This is a genomic window from Streptomyces sp. NPDC001728, from assembly GCF_040297565.1.
Taxonomy (GTDB): Bacteria; Actinomycetota; Actinomycetes; order Streptomycetales; family Streptomycetaceae; genus Streptomyces.
This window is the reverse complement of record NZ_JBEOZK010000013.1, coordinates 164,557-175,266: the sequence shown is the minus strand read 5'-3', so window position 1 is coordinate 175,266 and position 10,710 is coordinate 164,557. Positions and strand designations below refer to the sequence as shown.

The 10,710-nt window shown below is 72.8% G+C and carries 11 protein-coding genes; 9 read left to right on the top strand and 2 right to left on the bottom strand.

What is annotated here, in order from left to right; genetic code table 11:
• The first annotated feature begins 3 nt into the window (after nt 1-3).
• From ABT154_RS20875 to ABT154_RS20865, 3 genes are read left to right on the top strand one after another with little or no spacing between them, the layout of a single operon-like run.
• Nucleotides 4-885, top strand: coding sequence for an AraC family transcriptional regulator (locus ABT154_RS20875; RefSeq protein ID WP_351858312.1), 882 nt, complete (start codon nt 4-6; stop codon nt 883-885).
• A 10-nt stretch (nt 886-895) separates the two neighbouring features.
• Nucleotides 896-1,636 carry an AzlC family ABC transporter permease gene (locus ABT154_RS20870; protein ID WP_351858311.1) on the top strand — a complete coding sequence of 247 codons (741 nt, stop codon included), beginning with the start codon at nt 896-898 and terminating at the stop codon, nt 1,634-1,636.
• Complete coding sequence (locus ABT154_RS20865) at nt 1,633-1,941, top strand: AzlD domain-containing protein (protein WP_317876237.1); 309 nt, start codon at nt 1,633-1,635, stop codon at nt 1,939-1,941. Before ABT154_RS20870 ends, ABT154_RS20865 begins: the two co-directional genes overlap by 4 nt.
• Before the next feature lie 69 nt (nt 1,942-2,010).
• Here ABT154_RS20865 and ABT154_RS20860 read toward each other — a convergent pair whose 3' ends face one another.
• Nucleotides 2,011-2,940 (bottom strand): hypothetical protein, encoded by a 930-nt coding sequence (locus ABT154_RS20860; RefSeq protein WP_351858310.1) that lies wholly within the window; start codon nt 2,938-2,940, stop codon nt 2,011-2,013.
• Nucleotides 2,941-3,019: 79 nt separating this feature from the next.
• Between ABT154_RS20860 and ABT154_RS20855 the strand changes: the two genes are divergently transcribed.
• The 4 genes from ABT154_RS20855 to ABT154_RS20840 all read left to right on the top strand — a co-directional run bounded on the left by ABT154_RS20855 (nt 3,020) and on the right by ABT154_RS20840 (nt 7,334).
• Nucleotides 3,020-3,214 carry a DUF3046 domain-containing protein gene (locus ABT154_RS20855; RefSeq protein WP_317876235.1) on the top strand — a complete coding sequence of 65 codons (195 nt, stop codon included), beginning with the start codon at nt 3,020-3,022 and terminating at the stop codon, nt 3,212-3,214.
• A 243-nt stretch (nt 3,215-3,457) separates the two neighbouring features.
• The gene (locus ABT154_RS20850) at nt 3,458-4,645 is read left to right on the top strand and encodes a tyrosine-type recombinase/integrase (protein ID WP_351858309.1); all 1,188 of its coding nucleotides are present in this window, start codon (nt 3,458-3,460) and stop codon (nt 4,643-4,645) included.
• Complete coding sequence (locus tag ABT154_RS20845; RefSeq protein ID WP_351858308.1) at nt 4,642-6,774, top strand: tyrosine-type recombinase/integrase; 2,133 nt, start codon at nt 4,642-4,644, stop codon at nt 6,772-6,774. The genes ABT154_RS20850 and ABT154_RS20845 overlap by 4 nt, the downstream gene beginning before the upstream one ends.
• Entirely contained in the window at nt 6,771-7,334 is a 564-nt protein-coding gene (locus ABT154_RS20840; protein WP_351858307.1) for a hypothetical protein, read from the top strand. The genes ABT154_RS20845 and ABT154_RS20840 overlap by 4 nt, the downstream gene beginning before the upstream one ends.
• Before the next feature lie 710 nt (nt 7,335-8,044).
• Here the strand turns inward: ABT154_RS20840 and ABT154_RS20835 are convergent.
• Complete coding sequence (locus ABT154_RS20835) at nt 8,045-8,377, bottom strand: PadR family transcriptional regulator (protein ID WP_351858332.1); 333 nt, start codon at nt 8,375-8,377, stop codon at nt 8,045-8,047.
• 280 nt (nt 8,378-8,657) lie between these two features.
• On the opposite strand from ABT154_RS20835, the gene ABT154_RS20830 reads away from it, so the two are divergent.
• Both ABT154_RS20830 and ABT154_RS20825 read left to right on the top strand, forming a co-directional pair.
• Nucleotides 8,658-9,206 carry a SigE family RNA polymerase sigma factor gene (locus ABT154_RS20830; RefSeq protein WP_351858306.1) on the top strand — a complete coding sequence of 183 codons (549 nt, stop codon included), beginning with the start codon at nt 8,658-8,660 and terminating at the stop codon, nt 9,204-9,206.
• The gene (locus tag ABT154_RS20825) at nt 9,203-9,781 is read left to right on the top strand and encodes a PASTA domain-containing protein (protein WP_351858305.1); all 579 of its coding nucleotides are present in this window, start codon (nt 9,203-9,205) and stop codon (nt 9,779-9,781) included. The genes ABT154_RS20830 and ABT154_RS20825 overlap by 4 nt, the downstream gene beginning before the upstream one ends.
• Nucleotides 9,782-10,710 lie beyond the last annotated feature (929 nt).

Genomic DNA, 10,710 nt, shown 5'->3' with positions numbered 1-10,710 from the left:
GGCATGGCGATCGGGGAGCGGGCACGGTACTGGCAGTACTCCGAGCTGCCCGGGGTCGACCTGCTGCACGCCCACTACATCCACAAGGCCTTCGCCCGGCACACCCACGAGACCTTCGTCTTCGCCGCGATCACCGAGGGCGTCGAGGCCTTCCACTACCGCGACGACCTGGTCCACGCAGGACCCGGGCAGATCGCCCTGGTCAACCCCGACACCCCGCACACCGGGCACGCGGGCGTGCCCGAGGGCTGGACGTACCGGACGATCTACCCCGACGCGGAGATCGTCCGGTCCATCGCCGCCGACACCCTCGCCCTGCGCGGCTCCGTCGGCTTCACCTCGCCCGTCGTCGACGACCCGTACGCCTCCCGGCTCGTCGTCGGTGTCCACCGGGCCGCCGAGGAGGGCAACGCGCTCGCCGCGGACAGCCTGCTCCGGCTGGTCACGGCGCGGATGCTGCGCAGCCACGGTGGTCTCGTCACCCCGCTCCCGCCGAGCTCGGCGGGCGCCCGGAACGCGGCACGCGCGCGTACCGTCCTCGAGGACCGCATGGCCGAGCCGCCGACCCTGGAGCGGCTCGCCGCCGATCTCGGCACCAGCCCCTTCGCCCTGCTGCGGGCCTTCCGGGACGCGTACGGCATGCCGCCGCACACCTGGCTCACCGACGCGCGCGTACGGCGGGCCCGGCGGCTCCTCGACGAGGGGACGCCCCCGGCGGACGCGGCGGCGGCCGTCGGCTTCACCGACCAGTCGCACCTGAACCGGCACTTCACCCGCAGCGTGGGCGTGCCGCCGGGGGCGTACCAACGCGCGCGTGGAGCGGGACAGCGGTCCCGGCGGTCCGCCGCAAGAACGTACAAGACCGGGCCGGCACCGACCCCGTAACGTCCCTGACGTGGCAGAACAGACAGCACCTCCCGTGATACGCGACGGCACACCGCCCAAACCCGACGCTGCCGTCGTCCGCGACGCCCTCGGCGTCGGCGTCGCCGTCGGGCTCTCCGGCTTCGCCTTCGGCGTGACCTCGGCGGGCTCCGGCCTCAGCGTCCTCCAGACCTGCCTCCTCAGCCTCCTGGTCTTCACCGGAGCCTCGCAGTTCGCCCTGGTCGGCGCACTCGCCGCGGGCGGCAACCCCTTCACGGCCGCCGCCGGCGCCTTCTTCCTCGGCACCCGCAACGCCTTCTACGGGCTGCGGCTCTCCCAGCTGCTCGCCCTGCCGAAGGCCGTCCGGCCGTTCGCCGCGCACTGGGTGATCGACGAGACCACCGCCGTCGCGCTCGCGCAGCCCTCCCGCCGGGCCGCCCGGATCGGCTTCACCGTCACCGGGCTCACGCTGTACGTCCTGTGGAACGTGACCACGCTGCTCGGCGCGCTCGGCGCCGAGGCGCTCGGCGACACGGCGGCCTGGGGGCTCGACGCGGCCGGGCCCGCCGTCTTCCTCGCCCTGCTCGCCCCCATGCTGAAGTCCACGACCGAGCGGGCCACCGCCGGGCTCGCCGTCCTGCTCGGCCTCGGGCTGCTGCCCGTGCTGCCCGCCGGCGTCCCGGTCCTCGCGGCGGCCCTCGCCGCGCCCCTGGTGCTCTGGTTCCGGGGCCGCCGCACCGGCCCGCCCGCCCCTTCGGAGGACTCCCGATGAACGTCTGGATCGCCATCGCCCTCACCGCGGGCGGCTGCTACCTGGTCAAACTGATCGGTCTGCTGGTCCCCGCCGGGGCGCTGGAACGCCCCCTCGTCCAGCGGCTCGCCGCGCTGCTCCCCGTCGCGCTGCTCGCCGCGCTCACCGCCCAGCAGACGTTCAGCGCGGGCGGCGACCTGGTCCTCGACGCCCGCGCCGCCGGGCTCGCCGCGGCTGCCGTCGCGCTGGTCCTGCGGGCTCCCTTCCTGGTCGTCGTGGGCGCCGCCGTACTCGTCACGGCGGGGGTACGGGCCCTGGGAGGGTGATCGGGGTGCTGTGGGGCTGAGGCGGCGGCCTCCCAGGGCCATGTGGGGCGGAGGCGGCGGGTCTCCGGATCAGTCGACGGCACGACCGTGGGCGCGGAGCGTGCGCAGGGCCTCCACCGTGACGATCGGCCGCCACTCCAAGGCCGAGCCCGGGGCCCACGCGCGCCAGCGGATCGGCCAGCCCCCGTCCTCCTGCTGGTCGGCCGCGAGCCGGTCCAGCGAGCGGGACATCTCCTCCGCGGTGAACCACCGCGCGGCCAGCGAATCCGGCACGCGCGCGTAGTCGTGCGGGAAGTGGAGCTCTCCCGGCGCGTACCCGTCCGCCACCGGGTAGTCGTCCTGCCGGTCCGGGTCCAGGACCGCGAGCCGCTGCTCACGTACGAGACGCCCGAGACGGTCGGCGGTCGCCTCCGCGCGCGCGTGGTCCGGCGCCCCGTCCAGGAAGGCGACCGCGGCCTCGATCTCGTACGGATGGGACTTCTCCATCGACTCCACGGCCGCCCAGCAGTACTCGGTGGCTCGGAACAGCCACGCGTGCCACACCTGGTTGCGGTGCAGCAGTCCGACCACCGGGCCGGTGGTGAGCAGCGCGCTCGGCGGGGAGTCGACCACCGGGACGAACGGCGCCGACGGGTATCCGCGCTGGGACGGGTGGATCGCCGGGAGCGCGCCGTCGTGGGTGGAGACGGCGGTGAGGTAGCGGCAGATCCGCTCCACGCGCAGTCCGCCGCACCGGCCGATCGAGTCGAGGACGCGCAGGGCGTGCGCGGTGTGCAGCGGCTGGCTGACCGGTCCGCGGAGATCGGGTTCGAGCGCGTGGCCGTAGCCGCCGTCCTCGTTGAGGTACGCCGTGAGGGCCGTCTCGACGTGATCCGCGCCACCCCGCAGGAAGTGGTAGGCGAACCGGCGCTGTTCGAGGACGCGGGCCGTCAGCCAGACGAAGCGTTCGGCGCGGGCCACGGGAGTCGAGGGCGAGGAGGGGAGGGGTTTTTCGGCCATGCTCCGACGGTAGGGCGGAAAGCCGCGGTGACAAGGCCTCCGGGGCGGGCTGCACTCTTCGGAGCGGGATACTGGGGTCATGCGGTTGACGATTTTCTGGGAACGGATGGCCGACCACTTCGGTGCGTCGTACGCCGAGTCCTTCGCGCGCGACCATGTGATGGCGGAACTGGGAGGCCGGACGGTACGCGACGCGCTGGACGCCGGCTGGGAGGCGAAGGACGTCTGGCGGGCCGTGTGCGTGGCCGTCGACGTACCGGCCGACAAGCGGTAGCGGCGATCAGGGCGCGTTCCCGTCCCCGTTCTCGTACCCGTACGAGTCCCCGTACCCGCGTACGTACGGTCGGCCGACGAGGGGTGGCCGGGCGGCGAACCACGGGGTGACTGGCAGGTGTTCTCCCGGGCGCTTCGATGTGTGGCGGGACGCTGCGTCTGATCGTGTGAGCTGGGGTTCTTCCTCGCATCTCTGGAGCTGTCGTGATCGTTGCGACACGTTGCAGATGGAGTGGAGGAAGCCTTGCGAGCGTTTCGGGTGCAGTTGCCTTCGGGTGCCGGGTACTGGACGGTGCTGGATGAGGAGCTGGCGGTGGTGCCGGCGGCGGATGCGTTCTTGCGGTACGTCCGGTTCGGCCGGGATCAGGCGGAGTTGACGACGCGTACGTACGCCGGGCACGTCGCGCTGTACCTGCGCTGGTGTGCCCGGACCGGCCGGGACTGGAGGACCGCAGCGCAGGACCTCGGGTTGTTCACCGTGTGGCTGAAGTACGGGACGCCGGAGGCCACCGGCATCGAGCGGCCGGTTGCGGGCCGTGGGGTGGTGATGGCGGGGCCGGGGACGGAGCCCTGCCGCCAGCCGGGCCGGATCGGGAATGTGCTGACCGGAGTGCGGCAGTTCCTGCTGCACGCCATCACCGCGAAGAGCGTGCCGTCGGAGGTCCTGGTGCAGCTCTACGAGGTGGCCGAGGACTGGGACCTGCCCGAGGAAGCCCGCGGCGAGGGGATGGGCTACCGGCTCAAGGCCCGCCACCGGGTGCAGGTGCCGCGCAAGCGCCGGGACCGGGCTACGGACGCCGAGGCGGTGGCCCTGTTCATGGCCTGCCACAACGCCCGTGACCGCTTCATCGTGCTGCTGCTCGCCCGCGCCGGCCTGCGACGCGGCACTGCGGCGGGCCTGCGGCGCGAGGACATGCACTTCATGCCGGACTCCACCGCGCTGGGCTGCCGGGTGGCCCGCTCGCACCTGCACGTGCTGCGGCGGGAGAACCCCAACGGGGCGTGGGCCAAGCGCCAGCAGTCCGCGGCGCCGGGGAAGGCCAAGCCGGTCGACTTCCTGGTGGTCCAGGCCCACGACCAGTACGTGATCGAGCGGATGGGGCTGCCGCACGGGGCGGCGAGCGACTTCGTGCTGGTGAACCTGTTCGCCGAGCCGCTGGGCGCCCCGATGAGCCCGGACGGCGTCACCGAGCTGCTTCAGAGGCTGTCGAGGCGGGCCGGGTTGTCGCGCATCGTGACCCCGCACATGCTCCGGCACGCGATGGCCAGCAACGTCGCGGACGCCGGCGGGAGCGTGGACGAGGTGGCCGCGCTGCTCGATCACGCTCGGCTGTCCAGCGCCGAGCCGTATCTGCATCCCGATCCGGACCGGCTGCGGCAGGCGGTCGACCGGGTGCCCTCGCCGCGCGAGCTGGCGGGTGGGCTCCGATGAGCGCCACGCTGCCGGCCACGCCGCCGGCGCCGGGGGCCACCGCGGAGGAGAGCGCGGCGTTCCCGTGGTCGCTGATCGAGCCCGAGTTCTTCACCGAGGTCGGCTGGGACGGCGAGCGGCGCGTCCTGACCGCGCCGATCGACCACCCCATGCTCGGGATGCGGGCCTGCCCGGTGCCGGGATGCGATCTGCCGTCGAAGGCCCGCGGCCTGTGCCGGACCTGCCAGGACCAGCACCGGAAGTCGGGGCTGCCGCTGAAGGAGTTCATCGAGCTCCCCCGCACCGCCTCGCGCGTTGTCCCGGGGCAGTGCCGGGTCGACGGGTGTGAGCGGACCTGGATCAACTCCCAGAAGCAGCCGCTGTGTCGGTCGCACTGGTACCAGTACGTGCAGTTCGGCGGCACTCTGCCTGAGTTCCTCACCGACCCGGCGGCGCGGGCGCTTCCGGGCCTGGGGGATTGCGGAGTGTTCGCCTGCACCCGCCAGGCCGTGACCGCTGTGGGCCATCGGCTCTGTCACCCGCACGGCAAGCAGCTCAACCAGCTCCGCAAGGAGGGGCCCGTCGACGAGCAGCTGTGGCTGCGAACGGCACCGTCGGGCTGCAACGGATCCGAGATCAGCTTCCGGGGCTTGCCGGACCTGGTCGTCGCGCAGCTGCTGTTCGGCCTGCAGCACCGCTGCCAGCGCGGGGCGAAGACCGACGTCGGCGGCCTGCGCGCGCTCATCGACCGCACGATCCGCCCCTCGCAGACGGGCCGTCTGGAGGACGTTCCACGGCCAGGGGTGAACAGCACCGCGGTGATCCTCCTCAACCGGCTGACCGCCTACGCGCAGCGGGCCTTCAAGTCCCCCGAGGGCGAGTACGACAAGGACAACTGGGACCTGTCGGTCTTCGGGCACCGTGGCACGGTGGAGTTCACTGCCGTTCACCAGCCGTGGCTGAAGGACGCCGCCAAGCGCTGGGCCCGCGACTACCTGACCCGCGTGCGCTCCCGCAGTACCTCCTCTCACGCCCGCCAGCACATGACCGCACTGGCCTTCCTGTCGCGCAGTCTCGACGCCCGGCCGGACCACGGCTTGGACCGGCCGGCGCTGGGGCGGGCGGACATCGAGAACTACCTGAACCGGATGACGTTCCTGGAGGCCAACGGCCGTATCGCCGCGACGACCCGCATCAGCTACGTCCGGGCCGCGCGCAACGTGCTGCGGCAGTCCCGTGTGATGGGCCTGACCAGGGCGGATGGCCCGTTGGCCGGGCTGCCCGACGACTTCGTGATCACTCGGCATGACGTTCCGAAGCCGCCGGAGCCCTCGGAGGAGGGCCAGGACCTGCCGCCGGAGGTGCTGCGTCAGCTCTGCGCTCACCTGGATCTGTTCGAGGAGATGACCTGCCGCGAACTGCGGGTCGCGGTGGAGCTGATGATGGACACCGGTCGGCGGCCGGAGGAGATCTGCAAGCTGGAGTACCACTGCCTGAGCCGCGACCGTCAGGGCAAGCCCGTCCTGGTCTACAACAACTGGAAAGAGCAGCGGATCCGCCGCGAGCTGCCGATCCACGAACCCACCGCCCGGCTGATCCGCGAGCAGCAAGAACGCGTCCGCCTCCTCTACCCCGACCGGCCGCTGTCCCAGTTGGTCCTGCTGCCGTCGTCGGTGATGAACCAGCTCGGAGCCAAGGGCATCGACGCCACCCACTTCAGCGGGATGCACCGCGACTGGGTCACCGAACTGCCGGAGTTCCTGCTGGACGACGGGACCGTCTTCGACGAGGAGAGGGTCTTCCCCTACGCCTACCGGCACTCCTTCGCCCAGCGCCACGCGGACGCCGGCGTCCCCATCGAGGTCCTCTCGCCCTACCTCGACGGTCTGCTGCGGCAGCGGGAGCGGCTGCGGTCGATGACCGAGGCCGACGACTGGGCCCGAGCCGAGGCCACCCCGTCCGAGGAGGAGATCGCCCGCGTCCGACGGCTGATCCGTCGCGTCACCGAGGAGGTCGACCAGCTCACCGACACCGAACGCGCCGAGATCCAGCAGGCCGCGGCCATGGTCCGCCAGACCCGCCAGGGCTTCCTCGGCATGCCGCGCATCCCCCAGCCCCTGCCCGACCTGCGACCGGAGCGACCCGCATGAGCCCACCCGACCCCGCCGTCCAGGCCATGCTGGAAGGCCGCCGAGCCGACACCGGCCGACGCCGCCAGCGCGTCCTCGCCGCCCTGGCCGAGGCCGCGAAGGACGGCTTGGAGATCAGCGTCGCGGCCATCGCTCGCCGCGCGGGCGTCGACCGCACCTTCCTCTACCGCCACCGCGACCTGCTCGGCCAGATCCACGCCCAGGCTGCCGAGCCGCCCACGGTCCCCGGCGGCCGGGGACCGGCCGTCAGCCGGGCCTCGTTGCAGGCCGACCTGGTGGCGGCCGACGCCCGCACCGCCCGCCTCGCCGCCCAGGTCCGGCGCCTCGAAGGCCGTCTCAGCGAGGTTCTGGGCGATCAGGTCTGGCGCGAGTCGGGCATCGGGGGGCCCGACGACACCGAACAGCTCCAGGCCCGGATCATCACCCTCGAACAGCAAGTCGTCGACCTGGAGCTCACGCTCCAGGATCAGGGCGACGACCTCGCCGCCGCCCGCGCGGCCAACCGCGAGCTGATGGCCCAGCTCAACCGAGGACGCGACACACCCCCGCCTCCCGGATGAAACCCCAGGTCACCACCACTCTTGAGCGAAGGGACGCCATGACGGACTCTTGAATGCAGGAGGCCACGATGCCGAACAAGCGCCCCCGCGGGCCGCAGCCGCACTGGCGGCCCAAGCAGGAGACACTCCGGGTGCTGACCGCGGTCGACGCCGTCCTCGACCGCTACCGCGACCACCTGCCCGTCTCGCTTCGCAAGCTCTTCTACGTGCTCCTGAGCGACGGCGTGCTGGAGAAGGCAGAACAGTGCCGCCGAAGCGGCGGCCAGCAGGGCCAGGACTCGTGCGGCGGACCAGCGGTCGGCCACCACCGCGCAGGCCGTGAGCGCGGCCGGGACGAGGAACGAGACCGCCGCCAGGAGCGGGCCTCCGTCGGGGAAGCCGCTGGTGGAGGAGCCGTGGGTCTCGGGGCTGACGGCGGTTCGCACGTCGCGCACGACCGAGGCTGCCGCGTAGGTTCCGGCGAGCAGGGCGGCGATCGGCGCCGCGGTGGCGAACGCCCGGCCCGTCGGGCGGTGGGAGACCAGGCCGAGCCGGACCCGGACTCCGTGCCCGGCGACGTCGGCCACCTCGCGCAGCCCTCCGGCCGGACCGGAGAGCGATCCGGCGGGCGGCGAAGTCGGTCACCTCCGCGAGCGCGCCGATGCCGTACGAGGACGGGTAGAGCGCGGGGGCCCGCCGGAGAAGCCAGGCGTTCAGGGGGTGCTTCGAGGTCATGCCGAGCCTCCTGCGGAACGGGTCCGGGGTGCCGCCAGGCGGCGGTCCGCCTCGCGCAGGGCGGAGCGCAGGCGGTCGGCCTCGGTCCTGAGCGACTGTTCTCCGTCCGGGGTGAGGGTGAACACGCGTCGGGGGCGTCCGTCCACCGTCTCCTCGCGCTCGACGCGGATCAGCCCCTCAGTCAGCAGGCGGTCAAGGGTGCCGTAGAGGCTGCCTGCGCCCAGTCGCACCCGACCGTCGGAGATCGCGGCGACCTCGTCCCCGAGCGCGTAGCCGTGGCGCGGCCGGTCGGCGAGTGCGGTGAGGAGGAGGAAGGTCGGCTCCTGCATGGAGCGTTTGTTCTTCACCCGGCACACCGTAGTACGGTCACCGTAGTATCTGGCAAGAGGCGCCCCCGTTCTTCTCGGCCGACTGCGGGCCGCCCGCCCGGCGGCCCTCCGCTTCGCCGGGCCCCGCCCGCACCCCGGGCGGCAGCGGCGCGAGGTCCTGGGACACCCTTCCGTCCCGGCTGTGATTCACGTCACTGCCGGCGGCTCGGTGCAGCACTCGGCCCCGTTCCGCCGTCATGGGGGCAGTGATCGGGACGGGATGAGGAGAGGAGGTCGGCGGGTGAGGTTTCGCAGGAGCGGTCCGGGCAACGGATTCACGGAGTTCGTCGCACATCGGTCGGGAGCGTTGTTCCGCACCGCGTATGCGCTGACCGGTGACGTGCACGTGGCCGAGGATCTGGTGCAGGAGGCGCTGGAGCGGGCGTGCCGACAGTGGCGGAAGGTCGCGGTGGCGGACTCGCCGGAGGCGTACGTGCGCAAAGTGCTGGTCAACCTGGCCAACGACCGTTGGCGGCGGCTGTCGCGCCGGGGCGAGCGCCCCGGGCTGTCGGGGGTGCCCGAGACGGCCGACCCCCGGGACCGGTTCGGGCAGGTGGATCTGCGCGCGGAACTGATCGAGGCCCTGCTCGGGCTGCCGATGGGCATGCGCAGCGTGGTGGTCCTGTACTACCTGCACGATCTGGACGCCGGGCAGGTCGCCGGCGTCCTGGACATCTCTTCGAGTGCGGTGAGGTCCCAGCTCGCCCGCGGCCTGGCCAAGCTGCGCGATTCCGTATCGGGCGCCCAGGCGCCGCACACGCCGTCGGCCGCTTTCGGAGGTACCAAGTGAGGAACACGTCGTCCGGACCGGCCCCGTTCGAGCCGGGGCTCGAAGCCGAGCTGCGTGCCGCGGTGGCCTCCTTCGCCGACGGGCCGACGGCGCCGGTCGTCGACGCGGCCGCGATCGAGCGAGCCGTCAGCCGCAGCCGCACCCGCCGGGCGCTCCTCGGCACCGCTGCGGCGTGCTGCGTGCTGACGTGCGCCACGGTGGGGTTCTTCGCGCTGAAGCCCGTGCCGCCCGCGCCCGGCGCCTCCCCGTCCCTGTCCCCACTGGCGAACGGGGCGTGCACCCCGCTCGCCACCGGCACCCCCAAGAGCGGAAGCGCCGATGCGACTCCGACACGGGAGCAGGAGCAGACCGCGGGAGCGGGCATCGCGCTGCCGGACCTGGCCGGCATGCCGGTCGAACAGGCCGGAAGCCTGCTGCGCGGACTCGGACTGAGCTGCACGATCATGCGGCACACGGACTGGAACGCTCCCGCCGGGCAGGTGATCAGCAGTCAGCCCCGGGGCGGCGCAAAACCGGTGGCACCGGGCTCGTCCGTCTTCCTGCTGGTCTCGACGGGCAAACCTGGCGGAACCTGAGCGACCGGGCCCTTCGGCCCGCGCACCGGCCGAGTGACCCAGGGGCCGGTGCCGGGCAGTCCGTCGACCGCGGCGCACCGGCTGGACGCCCGCCCCTCCGGGCCGCTGCTGGACTTTTCCGAGGGGCGCGTGCGGGGAGGGGAGTGGGGGGAGGGCTCCTGCCGGTGGGGCGCAGGGCCGTGGCGTCGGCGGAGCATGCGCGCACAGACGCTCCGCCCGTGCGCGCCGACCGCCGACTCCCCGTCCCGGCCGCGCCATGGCCTCGTCACGGTCCAGCGACAACGGCACCGCCGCACCCCCGCTGCTGACACCACAAGTGGCGGCCGGAACAACTCGTCAATCTGATCGAGCAGGCCGGCCTGAACCCGGTCGCCGAATTGCGGCTCCCCCGACGGGATACAGCGGCCCCGGTCTGGTCGTCATGGCCAAACGCCCGGGCTGACGATCAGGCGTCGAAGTGGCGCAGGGTCTTCGGCCTGGATCCATGACCTGACGCCTACCGCTATATTCCGTTCGGATACTCCCCGAGGGCCAAATCCGCCAGCGTCTGAACGGGCGGCCCGAACCCGGTCAGCATCCCGCCGAGTGAATCTTCCGTCAGGTTCCGTGCACCACACCTGTTGCGCACGCTATGGTCGTCCCGACCGCTTCTGAGCTGCGAGAACTCGAACCGCACGCTCGCGGCGCCCCGGAGAATGGTTGATGTGCGGGGTCCCGGGTGGAATGTCCGTGCGGTGCGCGAGACTGGCGGGGTGGCTCCGACTGACGAAACCGACGCGACACACCTGACCGCCTCAACCCGATCGGCCGAATCCGCCGAGGCGACCGCTCCCGTGGCGCCGCCCGGCAGAGGCGACGCCGGCGGTGTGACATCCGTGCCCGCCGGACGGACGCCGGCGCCCACCGGCCAGGCATCCGTGCCCGCCGAT

What these genes read in the sequence shown, in the direction of transcription:
- ABT154_RS20875 (WP_351858312.1), top strand. Translation starts at nt 4, where the DNA reads ATGGCGATCGGGGAGCGGGCACGGTACTGGCAGTACTCCGAGCTGCCC.
- ABT154_RS20865 (WP_317876237.1), top strand. Translation starts at nt 1,633, where the DNA reads ATGAACGTCTGGATCGCCATCGCCCTCACCGCGGGCGGCTGCTACCTG.
- ABT154_RS20860 (WP_351858310.1), bottom strand. Translation starts at nt 2,940, where the DNA reads ATGGCCGAAAAACCCCTCCCCTCCTCGCCCTCGACTCCCGTGGCCCGC.
- ABT154_RS20855 (WP_317876235.1), top strand. Translation starts at nt 3,020, where the DNA reads ATGCGGTTGACGATTTTCTGGGAACGGATGGCCGACCACTTCGGTGCG.
- ABT154_RS20845 (WP_351858308.1), top strand. Translation starts at nt 4,642, where the DNA reads ATGAGCGCCACGCTGCCGGCCACGCCGCCGGCGCCGGGGGCCACCGCG.
- ABT154_RS20840 (WP_351858307.1), top strand. Translation starts at nt 6,771, where the DNA reads ATGAGCCCACCCGACCCCGCCGTCCAGGCCATGCTGGAAGGCCGCCGA.
- ABT154_RS20835 (WP_351858332.1), bottom strand. Translation starts at nt 8,377, where the DNA reads ATGCAGGAGCCGACCTTCCTCCTCCTCACCGCACTCGCCGACCGGCCG.